Annotated in this window: 15 protein-coding genes; 6 read left to right on the top strand and 9 right to left on the bottom strand. The window is 61.4% G+C overall.

The features are described from left to right. Window positions 1–465 precede the first annotated feature (465 nt). A complete protein-coding gene (dnaK, locus tag D0T11_RS15095) occupies window positions 466–2412 on the top strand; it encodes a molecular chaperone DnaK (protein WP_119656635.1) in 1947 nt (648 codons plus the stop codon). A 223-nt stretch (window positions 2413–2635) separates the two neighbouring features. Here dnaK and D0T11_RS15090 read toward each other — a convergent pair whose 3' ends face one another. Together D0T11_RS15090 and D0T11_RS15085 are read right to left on the bottom strand one after the other, a co-directional pair. Then, the gene (locus D0T11_RS15090) at window positions 2636–3076 is read right to left on the bottom strand and encodes a hypothetical protein (RefSeq protein WP_119656634.1); all 441 of its coding nucleotides are present in this window, start codon (window positions 3074–3076) and stop codon (window positions 2636–2638) included. A gap of 72 nt (window positions 3077–3148) precedes the next feature. Further along, window positions 3149–4309, bottom strand: coding sequence for an endonuclease/exonuclease/phosphatase family protein (locus tag D0T11_RS15085; RefSeq protein ID WP_119656633.1), 1161 nt, complete (start codon window positions 4307–4309; stop codon window positions 3149–3151). A 181-nt stretch (window positions 4310–4490) separates the two neighbouring features. Between D0T11_RS15085 and D0T11_RS15080 the strand changes: the two genes are divergently transcribed. From D0T11_RS15080 to D0T11_RS15070, 3 genes are all read left to right on the top strand, one after another. Further along, entirely contained in the window at window positions 4491–5108 is a 618-nt protein-coding gene (locus D0T11_RS15080) for a MarC family protein (protein WP_119656636.1), read from the top strand. A gap of 112 nt (window positions 5109–5220) precedes the next feature. Further along, entirely contained in the window at window positions 5221–6255 is a 1035-nt protein-coding gene (gene hemE, locus D0T11_RS15075) for a uroporphyrinogen decarboxylase (RefSeq protein ID WP_119656632.1), read from the top strand. A gap of 105 nt (window positions 6256–6360) precedes the next feature. Beyond that, window positions 6361–7764: a hypothetical protein gene (locus D0T11_RS15070; RefSeq protein WP_147374677.1), complete on the top strand. Its 1404-nt coding sequence runs from the start codon at window positions 6361–6363 to the stop codon at window positions 7762–7764. A gap of 2 nt (window positions 7765–7766) precedes the next feature. Here the strand turns inward: D0T11_RS15070 and D0T11_RS15065 are convergent, their stop codons facing one another. The 5 genes from D0T11_RS15065 to D0T11_RS15045 form a co-directional block, all read right to left on the bottom strand. Further along, window positions 7767–8789 carry a bifunctional heptose 7-phosphate kinase/heptose 1-phosphate adenyltransferase gene (locus tag D0T11_RS15065; protein WP_119656630.1) on the bottom strand — a complete coding sequence of 341 codons (1023 nt, stop codon included), beginning with the start codon at window positions 8787–8789 and terminating at the stop codon, window positions 7767–7769. Window positions 8790–8957: 168 nt separating this feature from the next. Next, window positions 8958–10184: a pyridoxal phosphate-dependent aminotransferase gene (locus D0T11_RS15060; protein ID WP_119656629.1), complete on the bottom strand. Its 1227-nt coding sequence runs from the start codon at window positions 10182–10184 to the stop codon at window positions 8958–8960. Window positions 10185–10394: 210 nt separating this feature from the next. Beyond that, window positions 10395–12374: a glycosyltransferase family 2 protein gene (locus tag D0T11_RS15055; RefSeq protein WP_119656628.1), complete on the bottom strand. Its 1980-nt coding sequence runs from the start codon at window positions 12372–12374 to the stop codon at window positions 10395–10397. A gap of 150 nt (window positions 12375–12524) precedes the next feature. Then, entirely contained in the window at window positions 12525–13139 is a 615-nt protein-coding gene (gene recR, locus D0T11_RS15050) for a recombination mediator RecR (RefSeq protein ID WP_119656627.1), read from the bottom strand. 93 nt (window positions 13140–13232) lie between these two features. Continuing rightward, on the bottom strand, window positions 13233–13514 hold the full coding sequence (locus D0T11_RS15045; protein ID WP_119656626.1) for an ATP-dependent Clp protease adaptor ClpS: 282 nt from the start codon (window positions 13512–13514) through the stop codon (window positions 13233–13235). A gap of 198 nt (window positions 13515–13712) precedes the next feature. Between D0T11_RS15045 and D0T11_RS15040 the strand changes: the two genes are divergently transcribed. Both D0T11_RS15040 and D0T11_RS15035 read left to right on the top strand, forming a co-directional pair. After that, window positions 13713–15896: a S9 family peptidase gene (locus tag D0T11_RS15040; protein WP_119656625.1), complete on the top strand. Its 2184-nt coding sequence runs from the start codon at window positions 13713–13715 to the stop codon at window positions 15894–15896. Window positions 15897–15973: 77 nt separating this feature from the next. Further along, entirely contained in the window at window positions 15974–16531 is a 558-nt protein-coding gene (locus D0T11_RS15035; RefSeq protein ID WP_119656624.1) for a hypothetical protein, read from the top strand. A 135-nt stretch (window positions 16532–16666) separates the two neighbouring features. Here the strand turns inward: D0T11_RS15035 and D0T11_RS15030 are convergent, their stop codons facing one another. Both D0T11_RS15030 and D0T11_RS15025 read right to left on the bottom strand, forming a co-directional pair. Further along, window positions 16667–17305, bottom strand: coding sequence for a YceI family protein (locus tag D0T11_RS15030; RefSeq protein ID WP_119656623.1), 639 nt, complete (start codon window positions 17303–17305; stop codon window positions 16667–16669). Between the two features lie 47 nt (window positions 17306–17352). After that, window positions 17353–17802 carry a MarR family winged helix-turn-helix transcriptional regulator gene (locus tag D0T11_RS15025; protein ID WP_119656622.1) on the bottom strand — a complete coding sequence of 150 codons (450 nt, stop codon included), beginning with the start codon at window positions 17800–17802 and terminating at the stop codon, window positions 17353–17355. Window positions 17803–17911: the final 109 nt, after the last annotated feature.

The raw sequence follows: 17911 nt of genomic DNA, 5'->3' as shown, positions 1-17911 counted from the left end.
CCACGGCCCGCAAGATGGCCTTGCAGGCGCTGGGGCGAATGGACGACAAGCAAAGTAGGAAGAACCGACGAAAAATAGCGGGCTGGGATGACGACTATTTAAAGGCGGTACTCACCAAAATAGCCCCAAATTAGATGCGTTTAACCTGTTCTTTGAAGGAGATGGAGATGAATTACGAAGTTTCCTGGTGGCCCTATCCGTTGACTAGTTTCAAAAGGAGCAGCATGAAAAGCGGGAGACATGTAGCACGCCACCACGCTGTCCGGCTGGCAGAAGTTTAGCCCCGCTTAATTCCGTAGAAAGTCAGACCGTCGCGAAAAGCCACTACCCGGCCCCCAAAAATGACAATCTGTCACAAGAAACGAGCATTTCGGGGGCTGGTACGCCTCTTGTAAATAGGGTGGCGTGAGGGTTTCAACCCTTCTCCAGCTGACAATCTAACTTCCTAATAATACAACCAACACAATGGGCAAAATAATCGGTATTGACCTCGGCACCACCAACTCCTGCGTGGCCGTGATGGAAGGCAACGAGCCGGTGGTAATTCCAAACAGCGAAGGCCGCCGCACGACTCCCTCGATTGTCGCGTTCCTCGACAATGGTAAAGGCGAGCGTAAGGTGGGTGACCCCGCCAAGCGCCAGGCCATTACCAACCCCACCAACACCATCCAGAGCATCAAGCGCTTCATGGGCCGTAACTTCTCGGAGGTTTCGGAGGAGTCGAAGAACGTGCCTTACGAAGTAACCAGCGGCACCAACAACACGGCCACCGTGAAAATCGGCGACCGGAACTACACGCCCCAGGAAATTTCGGCTATGGTGCTTCAGAAGATGAAGCAGACCGCCGAAGAATACCTCGGCACCACGGTAACCGAAGCCGTTATTACGGTTCCGGCCTACTTCAACGACGCCCAGCGCCAGGCCACCAAGGAAGCCGGTGCCATTGCCGGCCTCGATGTAAAGCGCATCATCAACGAGCCTACCGCCGCCGCCTTGGCTTACGGCCTCGATAAGGACCATTCGAACCACAAAGTGGCCGTGTATGACCTCGGCGGTGGTACATTCGATATCTCGGTGCTCGAACTCGACAACGGTGTATTCGAGGTGCTGAGCACCAACGGCGACACCCACCTCGGGGGTGACGACTTCGACCAGGTCATCATCAACTTCCTGGCCGACCAGTTTGCCTCGGAGAACGAAGGCATGGACCTGCGCAAGGATGCTATGGCCCTCCAGCGCCTCAAGGAAGCTGCCGAGAAAGCTAAAGTGGAGCTGTCGTCGTCATCGGAAACCGAAATCAACCTGCCCTACATCACCGCCACGGCCTCAGGCCCGAAGCACCTGGTGGTCAAGCTGAGCCGCGCCAAGTTCGAGCAGCTGGCCGACACACTGTTCAAGCGTTCCATGGAGCCCGTGAAAAAGGCGCTGCAAGACGCTGGCCTGAGCACTTCGGACATCGACGACGTGATTCTGGTAGGTGGCTCGACCCGTATTCCGCGCATTCAGGAAGAGGTGGAGAAGTTCTTCGGTAAGAAGCCGAGCAAGGGCGTGAACCCCGACGAAGTGGTGGCCATTGGCGCTGCTATCCAGGGTGGCGTACTCACCGGCGAGGTGAAGGACGTGCTCCTGCTCGACGTGACCCCGCTCAGCCTCGGCATCGAAACGATGGGCGGCGTGATGACCAAGCTCATCGAGAGCAACACCACCATCCCGACCAAGAAATCGGAAACCTTCTCCACGGCTTCGGATAACCAGCCGAGCGTAGAAATCCATGTGTTGCAGGGCGAGCGGCCATTGGCTTCGCAGAACCGCACCATTGGCAAGTTCCACCTTGACTCCATCCCGCCCGCACCCCGCGGCGTACCGCAGGTTGAAGTTATCTTCGACATCGATGCCAATGGCATTCTGCACGTAACGGCCAAGGACAAAGGCACCGGTAAGGAGCAGAAAATCCGCATCGAAGCCTCGTCGGGCCTCTCCGACGCCGACATCGAGCGGATGCGTCAGGAAGCCCAGTCGAACGCCGAATCGGACAAAGCTGAGCGTGAGAAAATCGAGAAGGTCAACCAGGCCGACTCCATGATTTTCCAGACGGAGAAGCAGATGACCGAGTACGGCGATAAGCTGAGCGCTGGCAACAAAACCGCCGTTGAAGACGCCCTCGCCGACCTCAAGAAAGCCCACGAGAGCAAGGACCTTGGGGCCATTGATACCGCCATGGCGGCCATCAACACGGCCTGGCAGGCGGCTTCGCAGGAAATGTACGCCCAGGGCGGCCCCGAAGGTGGCCAGCCGGGTGCCGATGGGGGTAACCCCTTCGGCGGCGACGGTCAGCCCAACGGCAATGGCCAGGCCGGTGCCAACGCCGACAACGTAACCGACGTGGACTACGAAGAAGTAGAAGGCAAGTAACCCTTGGCTCGGCGCTGATTTTCACAAGCAGCAAGGCCCGGAGCAGCTTGTTCCGGGCCTTGCTAACACTTCAAAAGCCCTTTCGACCGTGTGGCCGAAAGGGCTTTTTTGTGGGGTTATTTCTTCAAATTGTCCGCTGCCCAGTGAGCAGTCCCAACTCACTAGGCAGCAGCCCTCATGCTACTGCTGTGAAGTTGAAAAAGTTTTGGGTGAGGACAAGCAGTTATGGCTGCGATTTTACCGGATGGCTCAACTCAGCCAGCCAGATCAGCGCGGAAGACTCCTGCTCGAACATGCGGTAGACCAACTGCGCCTCACGGGCCTCACTGACCACCAAATTGGTAGCCAACCGGGCAAATACATTGTGAGCCAGTAACACGGCCACGTGCAGGGGCTGCCCGTCGGGGCGGACGCGCACCAGAAAATTGCCGCGAATCCAGGTGCGCTCCTCATCGGTGAAGGGCACCATAAGGCGTTGATCGCTCACGACCCGATACCAGGCGCGCTGGACCAGCAGGTGGCGCACGTGGGTCATGAAGGCCTGAAAATCAGTGAAGTCGCGCGGCTCGCTACTGTAATGAACGATGGCAAAGCCGTTGGCGTGTTCCGCAACCCGGCCCGCCGGATTTTCGAAGTAGAGCCGGATATTGGGTCCTGAAAGCATTGGTAACGTAATGGGTGCCAGGCAATGAGTGGTGGAGGAATTGGCCCTGGAAGCTATGGGGCGCAGGCAAACTTACTGATGACCGGCACTGGCTGCTGCTTCTTCGGCTTCTTCCTCAACCTCTTCTGCGAAGCCTTCCTGGATTTTCTCGGTGGCCTCCTGCTCGTCTTCCACATCGGCCTCCTCGCAATTTTCCTCCTGCTTTTCCTTGTCGTGGGGTTCGTAGCTGAGCTTGAGGTAAATAGGAAAATGATCGGAGCCCACGTAAGGCAGGCGCTCCATGTCATCGACCTTGAAGTGGGGCGATACGAAGACGTGATCGAGAGGCCAGCGCAGCAGAATGTGGTCGGCGTGAAAAGTAGGCAGCAGGCCCCGGCCCACGCGCGGATCCATGAGCCCACTGATGCGGCGAAACAGCTCGGAGGTGTGCGACCAGGCCACGTCGTTCATGTCGCCGAACACGATGGTGGGTTCGTCCAGGTTCTCGATTTCCTTGCCCACCAGCAGCAGTTCGGCGTCGCGGCGGGTACTGGTTTCCGATTCGGCCGGGGCCGGCGGCTTGGGGTGCAACCCGTAGATGCGGATCCAGGTCTGACCATCGGGCAGTTGCAGGCGGGTGTGCAGGCTGGGCACATCGTCGTCGATGAGGTACTTGATTTCACTGCCCTCCAGCGGCAGCCGCGAGAAGAACAGCAGGCCGTAGGTGTTATCAAGGGGTTCGTGGCAGACGTAGGGGTGGGTTTCTTCGAGGGGCTTGAGCTGCTGGTACCACCACTCATCGGTTTCCACTGCCATGATGATGTCGGAATCAGCCTGGCGCAATACCTCCAGGGCTTTCTTGCCCTGTTTGTTGTACTGAAGCACGTTCATCATTACCAGGCTCAGGTGCCGGTCGCCGTCGGGCAGGGAACTATCGAGCACTTGCTTGTTGGCCAGGGGCGTGTAGGGCATGATGCGGTACACCTGGTAGGCGGCGGCCAGCGTGAGCAGGCCCAGCAGCGCCGGGGCCCAGTACGTGTCGTCGGCCGGGTGGTGCCAGCTCAACAGAACGCCCGCCACGAGCACCAGCACCAGCACCCCGACAATCTGGAGGCGGGGGAAATCAAATACCCGGATCCACCACGCCGTTTGGCGCAGCAGCGGCAGCAGGGTAGCCACCAACGCCGCCAGGGCGAGCAGCAGCGTGAGGCCGTGGGCAAATAAAAGCCAGAGGGGGGCGTCGAGGTCGGGCACTAGGCGAGCGGGCTTGAGGGAGGAGGAACGGAAATCGGTACCGGCTGGCGCATCGGGCAATGCCGGCCGCCGGCGCACGGTGTACGCACCCCCTTCCGGTGGAGTTGTTACGCCAAACTTAGCTTTTTTCCTGTTTGCTGATGCTCAAAGGCTCGTACCTTTGCGCACTTCGCTGCTGCCTATGAATATTCTGCTCGCCACGTTTACCACGCTGCTCTCCGTTGTGAACCCGTTCGGGGCCATGCCGGTTTTTCTGACGCTGACCGAGGACGACACCCCCGCCGAGCGGGCCAACATCGGCCTCAAAGCCTGCCTGTACATGCTGGGCGTGCTGTCGGTGTCGTTTTTCGCGGGCCAGTACGTGCTCAACTTCTTTGGCATCAACATTCACCACCTGCGCATTGCGGGCGGCATTCTGCTTATGCGCTCGGCCTTCGATCTGCTCACGCCGGGCGGCAACCGGGCGAAGGTGTCAGAAGAAACTATTGAGGCCAGCCGCACCAAGGACGACATCAGCTTCACGCCGCTGGCCATGCCCATGCTCTCGGGGCCGGGTTCCATGGCCGTGTGCATCAGCCTGTTTACCAAGAAGCTCACTTACTTCGACATGGGCCTGATTTTCCTGGGCTTCGTGCTCGTGGCGCTGGCTGCCTACATCATCCTCATGTCGTCGTTGCGGCTCACGCGCTTTCTGGGCCGCCCCGGTATGGCCGCCCTGGCCCGCATCATGGGCTTCATCACGCTGGCCATCGGCGTAAACTTCATCATGACGGCCATCAAGGCCTTGTTTGTCAGTTGAGCTGTTAGCTGACAGCTGTTAGCTGTTAGCTTCCGTTCATTCAGACTTATAGAAGCTTCTTTCAACAGAAAGCTAACAGCTAATAGCTGTCAGCTAACAGCTCCAAAAATCCGTGCTCAAAAACGACCTGCTTCTGCGTGCCGCCCGCGGCGAAGAAACCGAACGTACCCCCGTGTGGCTCATGCGCCAGGCGGGCCGCATCCTGCCCGAATACCGCGCCCTGCGGGGCCGCCTGAGCGGTTTCAAGGAGCTGGTGGAAACGCCCGAGCTGGCCGCCGAAGTTACTATTCAGCCCGTGGATGCCCTGGACGTAGACGCGGCCATCATCTTCTCCGACATTCTGGTGGTGCCCGAGGCCATGGGCCTGACCTACGAGATGGTGGAAGCCAAAGGCCCGCTGTTTCCCGAAACCATCCAGTCGGCCGCCGACGTGGCCCGCATGCGCGTTGCCGACCCCGAGGAGCACCTGGGCTACGTGCTGGAGGCCCTGCGCGTAACCAAGCGCGCCCTCAACGGCCGGGTGCCGCTTATTGGTTTCGCCGGCGCGCCCTGGACGATTCTGGCCTACATGGTGGAAGGCCACGGCTCGAAAACCTTCAGCAAGGCCCGCCGGATGCTGTACCAGGAGCCGGCGCTGGCCCACGAGCTGCTGCGCAAAATCACGGCCACCACCATTGCCTACCTCAAGGCCCAGGTAACAGCCGGCGCCAACCTGATTCAGGTGTTCGACTCCTGGGCCGGCATTCTGCCCCCCGCCCACTACCGCGAGTTCAGCCAGCGTTACATTGCTGAAATCTGCGCCGCCATTCCCGAGGTGCCCGTAACGGTGTTCGCCAAAGGAGCTTTTTGGGCCATCGAAGACTTCGCCGCCCTGCCCTGCCGCACCATCGGCCTCGACTGGAACCAGGACCCGCGCACCGTGCGCCCGCTGGTAGGCGACAAAACGTTGCAAGGCAACCTCGACCCCTGCGCCCTCTACGGCTCGCCGGCCCAGGTACGGGCCGCCACCATCGCCATGCTCGACCAGTTCGGCCCCCACCGCCACATTGCCAACCTGGGCCACGGCGTTTACCCCGACACCAACCCCGACAACGTGAAGGTGTTCATCGAAACGGTGAAGGAGTACAGCCCGAAATTGCGCGGGTAACGCTGTTTCCATCGGCTGCAACGGCCCGCCAGTTTCAGGTGCTCCACTACGAAACTGGCGGGCCGTTTCCGTTTTATCGTGTTCTTTGTGGCTTACCCGTTTGCTATGCCTGCCCTGCTCACCCGCCTCACTGCCCGTTCCTGGTTCTGGTTCGGTGTTGCGTTTCTGTTGTTTGGAGTCCACGTATTTACCTCCCGCTTTCACGCCCAGGTCTACGATGCCAACGGCTACTGGGAGCTGGCCCAAAAACTTTATCAAAACGGCAATTTCTCCCTGTTGAATTTCGACAGTGGTCTGCGCGGCTGTCTGTTTCCGCTGCTTTACGTGCCCGTGGTGGCCCTTGGCCAGACCGGCATCTTCTCGGAAGAAACGCTGATTAAGTTGCTGGGCGCGCTACTGGCGGCCGGTCTGACGGCCCGCCTGGTTCCGGCCCTGTGGCAGCGGGTAACCGGCCAACTGGTAGGAACTGGCCGCCGGGCCTTGTTTATCGGCGTGGTGTTCCTGCTGTGGCGGGACTACTTCAACTACACCCTCACCGACTTTCCGGCCCTGGCCGGACTGGGTGGGGCGCTGTATCTGCTGCATGGCCGACCGACGCTGGTCCGGCTGTTTTTGGTGGGGATGCTGGCGGCTTTCGTGGTCAATATTCGCCCCATTTACCTGGTGGCCCTCCCCTTTCTGGCATTGCTGGGCAGCGTAGCGGCCAGCCGGGCAACCGCCGGGCCGTGGTACGGAGCGACGGGGCGGTTTCTGCTGATTTTTACGGCGGGCTTTCTGCTGACCTGCGTGCCGCAGTGGGTTATCAACTACCAGAATTTCGGGGTGAACCGCCCGCTGGTTATCGGCATCGACTTCCAGGACCCGAACATGGTGGAAGTCGGGGACTTGTACCTCCAGCAGATAAATGCCGGCTTTTCGATGCAGAAGTATGAAACCGGCATTGCCGTCGATTACCCCATTCCCCAGGTCCGGTACCAGGACCCGGCCGGCACCCAGTTGCTCCAGCAGAACTTCAACCAGCGAATTGATTCCTACGGTGAGTACCTGCAAGTGGTGGCCCAGCACCCGGCCGATATGGTGGCCCTGAACGGCCGTCACTTATTCAACGGGCTGGATGTGCTTTACCCCACGCCCTACCTGTACCGGGTATACACTTCTACCGCCGCGCTGGCCTGGGTCAACTACACGCTGTTGTTCGTGGCCGGCACCGTGCTGCTGCTGCGCGGCCAACGCCTCACGCGCCTGATGCTGCTCACCATCCTGCCGCTACTCATCCCGGCCCTGACGGCCATTCCGCTCCCGATGGAGTGCCGCTACATGCTGCCGCTGCACCTGATGCTGCTGGCCGGGGCCTGCTTCGGCTGGCCCACCAACTGGACGTGGCGCTACCTGGCCGGCCGCCGCCTTACCATCGGGCTCACGTACGGGGCCTTTATCACAGTCTGTTTTATGTTATCGGCCAACACTCAGGCGTTATTGGCCGCCGCGCCCAAACTGATTATGCCTTAGCCTCAACCCACAGTCAGGTTCAGGCCCACCCGCTCGGCTTCCAGCAGCAGCAGCGTTTTCTCGATGGGCACCACGCCCACCTGCTCGCATACCAGGCCGCCGCCCAGGTTGGCCAGGGCCGCCGTGGCGGGCACCGGCAGGGCCAGCGCCACGCACAGCGCGGCAATGCTAATCACCGTATCGCCGGCCCCCGATACGTCGGAGATGGTGCGCAGGTGGGCCGGCAGGTAGGTTTTGGCGGTTTCCTGCTGGGCAAATACCCCGTGTTCGGACAAGGTCACCAGTACCACTTCCGGCCGCAGCACCTCCCGCAACCGGGTCACGGCCGCCTCGAACCCGGCCCGGTCGGTGGTCGGGTCCCCGAATTCCAGCTTGAGGCCTTCCCGCAGCTCCTTGAGGTTGGGTTTGAACAGGGTGCAGTGGCGGTAGGCCAGAAAGTTCTTTTTCTTGGGGTCTACTACCGTGGGCACCCCTCGCTCCCGGGCCAGGTCGATGAAGTGGCGGATGTTGGTTTCGGTGAGCACGCCCTTGTCGTAGTCCTCAAAGATGACCACATCGGCGCGGTCCAGCAGTTGGTTGAAGCGGGCGGTGAGGCCGGTGCTTTCCTCGTCGTTGAGGTCGGTTTCTATCTCCGAGTCGATGCGCAGCAACTGCTGGCCGTGGGCCAGCACGCGCTGCTTCACGGTGGTGGGTCGGGCCCCGGAGCGTACAATGCCGTCGGCGGAAAGGCCGCTGGTTTCAAGTAGCCCCAGCAGTTGGTCGCCGCCCTGATCCTGGCCGATTACGGCGCACAGCAGCGGGGTGGCGCCCAGGGCCTGCACGTTGAGGGCCACGTTGGCGGCCCCACCCAGGCGCTGCTCGGTGCGGCTCACGTTCACGACCGGCACGGGGGCCTCGGGCGAGAGGCGGGCCGCTTTGCCCCACACGTAAGCGTCCAGCATCACGTCGCCCACAATGAGCACAGTGAGGCCATTGAAAGCGGCAAAAAGTTCGGGCAGCGTGGCGGGCGGGACGGTAGCGGGCATTGCAACGGTTTCAGGTACGAAGCCGCAAAGGTAGTTTAGGATTGAGAAGTGAGAAGCAGGCAGCATAAAGAGTGAGAACGTCATTCTTCGGCTGCGCCTTCGCGGACGCCAGATGAAAAATGACGTTCCTTTCTTCACTTCTCGTTTTTTACCGTTTACCCATCACTCCTACCCTAGCTTCGCTAAGGAATCCTTAATCCGGATAAACGCCTCGCGCAGCTTCTCATCGGCGGCGGCGGTGCTGAAGCGGATGCAGTTGGGCGCCCCGAAGGCGGAGCCGTCCACGGCGGCCACGTGGGCGTCGTGGAGCAGGTACAGGGCCAGGTCGGCGGCGGTTTGGATGACGGGGCCGGCGGGCGTGGCGCGGCCGAAGTAGCCGCTCACGTCGGGGAAGATGTAGAAAGCCCCGCTGGGCACGTTGGTACGGAAACCGGGAATGTCCTGCACCAGGTCCAGCACCATATCACGGCGACGGCGGTAGGCGGCCACCATTTCGTCGGCCGAGCCGCGCCCGCCCTGCAAGGCGGCCAGGGCAGCGCGCTGGGCAATGGAGCAGGTGCCGGACGTAATCTGGCTCTGGATTTTCTCGCAGGCGGCCGCAATTTCGGGGCGGGCGGCCAGGTAGCCCACCCGCCAGCCCGTCATGGCATAGCCCTTCGAGAAGCCGTTCACGGTAATCACGCGCTCCTTCACCTCCTCAAACTGGGCCAGGCTCACGTGCTCGCCCACGAAGTTGATGTACTCGTAAATCTCGTCGGCCAGTACGTGCACATGGGGGTGGCGGCCTACCACCTCGGCAATGGCGGCCAGCTCCTGGCGGCTGAACACGGCCCCGGTGGGGTTGCAGGGCGAGGAGTACATGATGAGCCGGGTGCGGGGCGTAATGGCCGCCTCCAGCTGCGCGGCCGTCACCTTAAACTCGTTTTCCAGCGTGCCCACCAGCGGCACGGCTACGCCCTCAGCCAGGCGCACCATCTCCTCGTAGCTCACCCAGTAGGGCGAAAATACCACCACTTCGTCGCCGGGGTTCACCAAACTCAGCACCACGTTGGCAAGCGCCTGCTTGGCCCCGGTGCTCACCACGATGTTGGCGGGCTGGTAGTCGAGCTGGTTGTCGCGGCGAAATTTGTCGCAGATGGCCTGGCGCAGCTCCAGGTAGCCGGGCACGGGCGTGTAGAAAGTGTAGCCCTCGTCCAGGGCCTGCTTGGCGGCGTCCTTGATGTACTGGGGCGTCTGGAAATCGGGCTCCCCGAAGCTCAGGCTAATTACATCCACTCCTTCGGCAGCCATTGCCCGGGCCTTTTTGGCCATGGCAATGGTCTGCGACTCCTGCATGGCGTTGATGCGGTCAGATAATATCAGGGGCACGCGGGTAGTAGCTTCAGCAGTGGACATAAGGCAAAATGGTTGAGGGGAAGATGGGGTCCAAAAGTACGCGGAATGTACGGAGCGTACTCCGTATAGCCATACCCATAACGCCAGGTTTTACGACGGCTTATCCCGCACCTGGTCGGGCGTCTTCGCTCCCCAACCGCTGGTGTTCTTACATTTTCTTTTGCAAGATCAGCTTTTGCAAGAACGCCGACGACAGACAGCCCCCCGGCCCTAGTCTTCGCGGCCCAGGCGCCGGAAGCACTGCCCCAGCACGCGCAAGTCGGTGGCGGGTTCGTAGTCTTTGGCGTAGAGCAGCTCCAGGCGGCGGCGGGTGGCCTCGGCCAGCGGCGCGGCGGCCCGCACGGCATCGGTGGGCGAGAGCACGGCCTGAGCCGCCCGGCTCGGGGCGGTGGCGTAGCGCAGACCTACCCAGGTGCGGGAACCGCTCAATACCCGCAGGCAGTTGCGCAGGTAGCCCAGTTTGTAGCGCTGCGCCCACACCAGCACGGGGGCCAGCAGCAGCAGCAGACTGCTGGTGAGTATATCGAGCAGGCGCTTATTGCGCACCTGGGCGGGCCGGAACAGGTTGAGCGTAATGTCGAGGGCATAGTAGTCGCCGGGCTCATCTTTGCCGGAACTGCCGATGATGTACTCGCTGTCCTGGGGCAGAATTTTGAAAGCCACCGGCGGGTGCTGGGGTAGCCCCACCATGAGGCCGATGATCTGGCTGGCGGGCAGGTCGCGGCCGCAGAACACCAGCTCACTCAGGCCATAGATGCGGATAATATCGTCGAGCTGGCGCACTTCGCCCAGCAGGTCGTCGGTGGCCCCGGCTAGTGCCGGGCCGGGGGCCACGTAGCCGATGACGCGGGCCGGCACGGCGGCCTGCTCCAGCAGGTGACGCACCCGGCGGCTTTCCTCCCAGGAACCCACAATGCCCACGTTCTTCTGGGGGCGGTCGGCGAGGCTGAAACGGCGGTGGCGCAGGAAATTGCCCGCCACCCGGCGCAGTACCAGCGCCGCCACGGCCCACACTCCACCCAGTACAATGAGGGCCTTGGAGAAGCGCCAGGCATCAAGGAAATTGCTGAAGGCCGAAATCAGCAGGGTGCCGAAAAAGATGCCGCGCACGATGCGGCCGGCGCGCACCGGCGCATCGTAGGCCCCGCTGAAGAAGGCCGCAGTCAGCCACACGACAATGTAGACGGGCACGGCCACCAGCATAAACTGGGGCGGGTAGGCCGTGGGCACATACTTGTGGTTGAGCTCCCAGTAGTTTTTGAGGAAGTACAGGCCGGCGTACATCAGGCCGGCGTCGAGCAGCACCGGAGCCGCCCGCACCAGCACCCGCTGGGCCACCGCCGCCCCCGCCCGCAGCCAGATGGCCCCGTTAATCAGCAACGAGAACATGCCCGCCCGCTCCGGGGCGAAGTGCTTGCGGGCGAAAATCACCATGGCCCGGTAGAACACGAACACGTAGTTCACGCTCGTGCGCTTGGTGCTTTCGCCCTTGTAATGAATGATGCGGGTGCCGGGGAAATAGTAGTTCTGCCAGCCGCCCTGGGTGAGCCGGTACGAGAGGTCGATGTCCTCGCCGTACATGAAGTAGTCCTCATCAAGCAGGCCCACTTCGGCCAGCGCGGCCTGGCGCATGAGCATGAAAGCCCCGCTGAGCACCTCAATTTCGTGGGTTTCGTCGGGGCTGAGGAAGCCCAGGTGGTAGCGTCCGAACCGGCGCGACTTCGGAAACAGCCGGGCCAGCCCGAATATCTTGTAGAAGGCCACCCAGGGCGTGGGCAACCCGCGCTTGCTTTCGGGCAGGAACCGGCCCTGACCGTCGAGCATTTTCACGCCCAGGCCGCCGCCGCGAGGGTGCTCGTCCATAAACTCGCAGCAGAGCCGGAAGGTGTCTTCCTCCACCACCGTATCGGGGTTGAGCAGCAGCACGTACCGGCCCCGGGCCACGCGCAAAGCCTGGTTGTTAGCCTTCGAGAAGCCGGGGTTGTCCTCGTTGGCAATGAGCAGCACCTCCGGAAACCGCGCCCGCACCATCGCCACCGAGCCGTCCACGGAGTTGTTATCGACCACGAACACCTCCACCGGCCGGCCCATCTTCTCCACTGCCCGCCGCACCGACAGCAGCGCCTGCTCCAAAAAGTAGCAGACGTTGTAATTGACGATAACGACGGAGAGGACGACTTCGGGCGGCACGAGGCGGAGCAGGTAAGGCCGCGAAAGTTACGGAGCTTCGTCAGTTTTCCCGCTACCCCACCCCCCTCCCCTCCGGGAGAGAGGTGAGTTCTAACTGTTCCCGCGTCTGGCACCCCTCTCCCGGAGGGGAAGAGCCGGGGGTAAGGTGTCTTACCGCGCCTGGCGCAAACGGTCTACGATGCTGCGGCCCAGGGTAATTTCGTCGGCATATTCCAGCTCGCCACCCATCGGGATGCCCCGGGCAATGGTGCTCACATGCAGCTCGGGCAGGTCGCGGAGCTTGCGCGAGAGGTAGAAAGCAGTGGTGTCACCCTCCATCGTGGGACTGATGGCGAGGATGACTTCCCGGATTTCGGACGACTCCCGCGTTACGCGCTCCACCAGCGAGTCAATGGTCAGGTCACTGGGACCGATGCCCTCGATGGGCGAAATCACGCCCCCCAGCACATGGTACATGCCCTGGTACTGGGCCGTATTCTCGATGGCAATTACGTCGCGGATATCCGACACGACGCAGACCGTGCTCTGGTCGCGCAGGTGGTTGGCACAGATGGCGCACTCCGGCGTATCGGAAATATTGTGGCAGGTGTCGCAGTAGCGGATTTCGAAGCGCATCTTGGCCAGCGCCTCCGCCAGCGAGGCGGTGGTATCGGTTTCAGCCTTGAGCAGGTGCAGCGCCAGCCGCAGCGCGGTCTTCTTGCCTACCCCCGGCAGCTTCGACAATTCGCCAACGGCGTTTTCAATCAACTTGGAAGGAAATTCCATTTCGTTAGCTATTAGCTGAGAGCTGCCAGCTGTTAGCTTGACCTTTCACACCGGAAAAGCTATCAGCTAACGGCTGTCAGCTAACAGCTTAGATTATAAAACGTCGGCCGAGATGCCGCGGTCGTGGATGGCAGTGCACATGCCGGCTAGCTCGTCGTAACTGCCGTGCTTAACGGTGCACTGGCCTTTGTAGTGAATCAGGAGGGTGCACTGCTCGGCCTGCTCGGGCTGGTGGCCGCATACGTCAACCAGGGTTTTGATGACGTGGTCGAACGTATTGTGGTCGTCGTTGTACACGATTAAGTCGCGCAGGTCCGTGGTTTCCTCCAGGAGCAGAACGTCCTCGTCGTAGTCGATTTGCGGGTTGCTGTTCATGGGGGCAAAATTACGAAAAAACGGGCAGAAAGCGGATTTGCAGCGCCTAAGCAGCACAGGATAACAGCCACTTCCCCTGAATCGTTTCCGGCTCCCGAAAAGAATGCGCTACGGGCTCTCAGGACCAGTGCGAGCCGGGTTTGTTGTCGAAATCCGCCGTAATTTCCGCCTTTCGACTTTCCTGTTTCTTCTTACCATATGCCCCACCTTACGCACCGCTGCCGCCTGCCCTGGCTGGCCCTGCTCCTGCTGCTGGCTTCCCGGCCTGCCCTGGCCCAGCAGCCCCGGCAGCTCACAATGGCCGACGCCTTCCTCAACCGCAGCCTCCAGCCCGAAAACCTGCGCCAGCTCACCTGGATTCCGGGCTCCAAAGACGAATACAGCTACCTGCGCACTACCGGCGGCCAGGACGAAGTGGTGCGCGGCACCACGGGCGGCCCGCTTGCGGCCGTATTCACCCTCGGCGAGCTAAACCAGGCCTTGCAGGCCGCCGGCTCGCCCACCGTGAAAGCCACCGGCTTTCCCACCCTCACCTGGGCCGATGTGCAGACGGCACTGGTGACGCGCCTGAGCAAGGTGTACCGCGTGAACACCGCCACCAGGCAGGCCAGCGTAGCGTTTAGCTACGACCCGGCCGCCGAGAACGTGGAAATGGACCCGACGCATACCCGCGTGGCCTACACCAAAGCCCAGAACCTGTATGTTTCCCTGGCGGGGCGCGAGAATGAGGCCGTGACCACCGAAACCAACCCAGGCATTGTGAACGGGCAGGCGGCCCACCGCTCGGAGTTCGGCATCACGAAGGGCACGTTCTGGAGCCCCACGGGCAACCGGCTGGCCTTCTACCGCATGGACCAGACGATGGTAACCGACTACCCGCTGGTGGACCTGACCGAAACGCCGGCCCGGGAGAAAACCTTCAAGTACCCGATGGCCGGCGACACCAGCCACCAGGTAACGGTGGGCGTGTACGACCTGAACAGCCGCAAAACTGTGTTTCTGCAAACTGGCGAGCCCCGGGAGCAGTACCTGACCAACCTGAGCTGGAGCCCCGACGAAAAGCGCATCTACCTGGCCGTGCTCAACCGGGGCCAGAACCACCTGCGCTTCAACGAGTACGACGCCGTGAGCGGCGCCTTCATTAAGACGCTGTTCGAGGAGAAGTCGTCCACGGATTTTGTGGAGCCCTTGCACGCGGCCCGGTTCGTACCCGGCCACCCCGACCAGTTCCTCTGGCGCAGTCAGCGCGACGGGTACGAGCATATCTACCTCTACAACACCAGCGGCCGGCTGCTGCGCCAGCTCACGAAAGGCGCCTGGCAGGTAACCGACGTGCTGGGCTTTGCCAACAACGACCGGGAAGTGGTTTTCCAGAGCACGGCGGCCAGCCCCTTGCAGCGGCGCATCTACGCCGTGAAGCTCAACGGCGGTAACGTGCGCGACCTCACGCCCACGGCTGGCACCCACACGGCCACGCTCAGCCCCTCGGGCCGCCAGCTGCTCGACGTGTTCAGCAACGCCACCACGCCCCGCCTGATTCAGGTGACGGACGTGGTCAAAAGCGCGGTACGCCAAACACTGCTCACGGCCCCCAACCCGCTGGCCGGCTACCCGCTCGGCGACACCAAACTGGTGACCATTAAGGCCGCCGACGGCACCACCGACCTCTACGGCCGCCTCATCACCCCGCCGGGCTTCGACCCCAGCAAGAAATACCCCACGGTGGTCTACCTCTACGGCGGCCCCCACGTGCAGCTCGTCACGGATTCCTGGCTGAGCGGCTCCAACCTCTGGATGCAGCTCATGGCCCAGAAAGGCTACGTGCTGTTCACCATCGATTCGCGAGGGTCGGGCAACCGGGGTTCGGCGTTCGAGCGGGCCACGTTCCGCCAGCTCGGCACGGTGGAAATGCAGGACCAGCTGAAGGGCGTGGACTACCTCAAAAGCCTGCCCTACGTAGATCAGAACCGCCTGGGCGTGCACGGCTGGAGCTTCGGCGGCTTCCTGACGACCACGCTCATGACCCGCAGCCCCGGCACGTTCAAGGTGGGCGTGGGCGGCGGCCCGGTTATCGACTGGCGGATGTATGAAATCATGTACACGGAGCGCTACATGGACTCGCCCCAGGAAAACCCCGAGGGCTATAAAATGGCCAACCTGCTCAACTACGTCGACCAGCTTCGGGGCAAGCTCCTGCTCATCCACGGCACCATTGATGACGTAGTAGTGTGGCAGCACAGCCTCAACTACCTCAAAACCGCCGTCGATAAAGGCATCCAGCTCGACTACTTCGTCTACCCCGGCCACCCCCACAACGTGGGCGGCAAAGACCGCGTCCATCTCTACCAGAAAATCACTGACTATTTTGACGATAAGCTGTAGCTGGATGGAGGAGTTGCTGTTCAACCATCCAACCGGCCAACCATCCACCCGTTCAGCTATCCAACCATTCCGCTCCCATGCCCGTCCCGTCCGCTGAATTTAAACGCGCCCTCAAGAAGCTTTCCGACAAGGACAAGGAAACCCTGCTGCTGCGGGCCGCCCGCCGCGACGCCGAGCTCTACGACACGCTCTGCTACGAGCTACTGCCCGACGTGACTTCCGAAACGGTGTTTGAGCAGGCCTCCGACCAGATTCACGAACTGTTTGCCGTGGGGGCTACGGGCCGGCTGCTCAACCGCAGCCTCACCAAAGCCCTGAGCAAATCCACCAAGGAAGTGGCCCGCGCCCGCCGCATCACCAAAGACAAGCGCCTGGAAATCGACCTGAACCTGTACGCGCTGCGGCACATTTTTGAGAACTATACCGGGCAGTTCGAGAGCGTGTACGCGGGCTTTTATACCGCCACGGCCCGGCTGGCGGCCCGCACGGCGCAGCTGGTGCTCAAGAATCTGCACGAGGACTTGCGGCTGGAATACAAGGCCGACCTCGATGACTTCCTGACCCAACTCCACGCCCGGGCCAAAAGCCGCACCCTCAAGTTCGAGCTGCCCCGGGAGCTGGAGTTGCCGGAATAAGACGCTGCGGGCCAGCGCAACGATGCACCCCTTTGCCAGAGCCGCCCAAAGCAAGCCCCGCCCAAAACCCAAAGAGCCCCCGCAACGGTTGTTGCGGGGGCTCTTTGGGTTTTGGGCGGGGCTAAAGCACCCAGGCTACTTCTTGGCAATCACGTTGAAGCTGAGCGTGAAGTCGTCCATGATGGCTTTGTCGCCGATGCTCTCGAAGAACGACTTGGAGCCGTACTTGATGTCGAACTTGGTGCGGTCGATGGTGGCTACGCCAGTGGCCGAGGCCACGCCGCCCTTCACGCCTGCCTTAGCCGGAAAGCTGATTTTCTGGGTGATGCCCTTGATGGTCAGGTCGCCGTTGATGGTGGCGTTATTGCCTTTGGCGTCGCCTTTGAGCGGCGTTACGCTCGTAATTTTGAACGTCGAGGTGGGGTTTTTATCAATGCTGAAGAAGTCCTCCGACCGCAGGTGGCCCACCAGTTTGGCGTTGTACTCCTGCTCCTTGAGGTCCTCCACTTTCAGCGAGTTCATATCCACCGCAAAAGTGCCGCCCACGATCTGGCTGCCGCGCACGAGCACGTCGCCCTCCCGGAACTGCATGGTGCCGTTGTGCTCGCCGGTTACTTTTTTACCCAGCCAACCCAGGGTGCTGAGCTGGGGCTGAAGCGCATAGCTGGTGGTGGCGGCCTTCGATGAGCCGGGCGTTACTTTTTTCTGGGCCGAGGCGGGGGCAGCAGCCAGCAGGGCGGCGGCCAGCAAGGCGGGCAGGAAGAACTTTTTCATGACAAAAAAACAAGGGTGAAAAGCAGAAACAATGACTGAGTAAGCCGTCAGTCGCGGATTTTGTCGAGCAGGTTGCTGAGTTGGGCAGCTTCCTCGGGCGTCAGGTGTTGCAGGCCGATTTGCTGGGTTGCCAGCAGGGCATCCAGGCGGAGCAGTAGCTGGAGCCCGGTTTCGGTGATGCGAATGTCTACGGCGCGGCGGTTGCTAGGGCACACGGTACGGGTTACCAATTGCTTGGCTTCGAGCTTGTCGACGATACGCGAGGCGTTGCTGGTTTTGTCGAGCATCCGCTCGATGAGCAGATTTACGGTCGCCGGTTTGGGGTGCTGGCCCCGCAAGATGCGCAGCACGTTGAACTGCGGAAGCGTGAGGTCATAGTCCTTGAAAAAGGCCCTCTGCTGCTGCTCAAGCCAGCCGGCGGTGAAAATCAGGTTGATGTAGGCCTTCTGGAAATCATCCTTGAAAACCGGTTGCTTGATTTCGTCTTCAATTCTCATGGGCTACCTAGTTAACCGGAACGCGCTGCAAATATATGTACATACATTTAATGTCGCAACACAGTTCCGCTCTATTTTGTAAAGCTAGAATAAGTCTGCTCACGGCGTG

The organism is Hymenobacter rubripertinctus (assembly GCF_003583925.1).
Classification (GTDB): Bacteria; Bacteroidota; Bacteroidia; order Cytophagales; family Hymenobacteraceae; genus Hymenobacter; species Hymenobacter rubripertinctus.
Note: the sequence above shows the minus strand (reverse complement) of the source record. Positions and strands in the feature narration are given on the sequence as shown.

Excerpts from the sequence above, each read along its gene's own strand:
- dnaK (WP_119656635.1), top strand. The coding sequence starts at position 466 with ATGGGCAAAATAATCGGTATTGACCTCGGCACCACCAACTCCTGCGTG.
- D0T11_RS15090 (WP_119656634.1), bottom strand. The coding sequence starts at position 3,076 with ATGCTTTCAGGACCCAATATCCGGCTCTACTTCGAAAATCCGGCGGGC.
- D0T11_RS15080 (WP_119656636.1), top strand. The coding sequence starts at position 4,491 with ATGAATATTCTGCTCGCCACGTTTACCACGCTGCTCTCCGTTGTGAAC.
- D0T11_RS15070 (WP_147374677.1), top strand. The coding sequence starts at position 6,361 with ATGCCTGCCCTGCTCACCCGCCTCACTGCCCGTTCCTGGTTCTGGTTC.
- D0T11_RS15065 (WP_119656630.1), bottom strand. The coding sequence starts at position 8,789 with ATGCCCGCTACCGTCCCGCCCGCCACGCTGCCCGAACTTTTTGCCGCT.
- D0T11_RS15060 (WP_119656629.1), bottom strand. The coding sequence starts at position 10,184 with ATGTCCACTGCTGAAGCTACTACCCGCGTGCCCCTGATATTATCTGAC.
- recR (WP_119656627.1), bottom strand. The coding sequence starts at position 13,139 with ATGGAATTTCCTTCCAAGTTGATTGAAAACGCCGTTGGCGAATTGTCG.
- D0T11_RS15045 (WP_119656626.1), bottom strand. The coding sequence starts at position 13,514 with ATGAACAGCAACCCGCAAATCGACTACGACGAGGACGTTCTGCTCCTG.
- D0T11_RS15040 (WP_119656625.1), top strand. The coding sequence starts at position 13,713 with ATGCCCCACCTTACGCACCGCTGCCGCCTGCCCTGGCTGGCCCTGCTC.
- D0T11_RS15035 (WP_119656624.1), top strand. The coding sequence starts at position 15,974 with ATGCCCGTCCCGTCCGCTGAATTTAAACGCGCCCTCAAGAAGCTTTCC.
- D0T11_RS15030 (WP_119656623.1), bottom strand. The coding sequence starts at position 17,305 with ATGAAAAAGTTCTTCCTGCCCGCCTTGCTGGCCGCCGCCCTGCTGGCT.
- D0T11_RS15025 (WP_119656622.1), bottom strand. The coding sequence starts at position 17,802 with ATGAGAATTGAAGACGAAATCAAGCAACCGGTTTTCAAGGATGATTTC.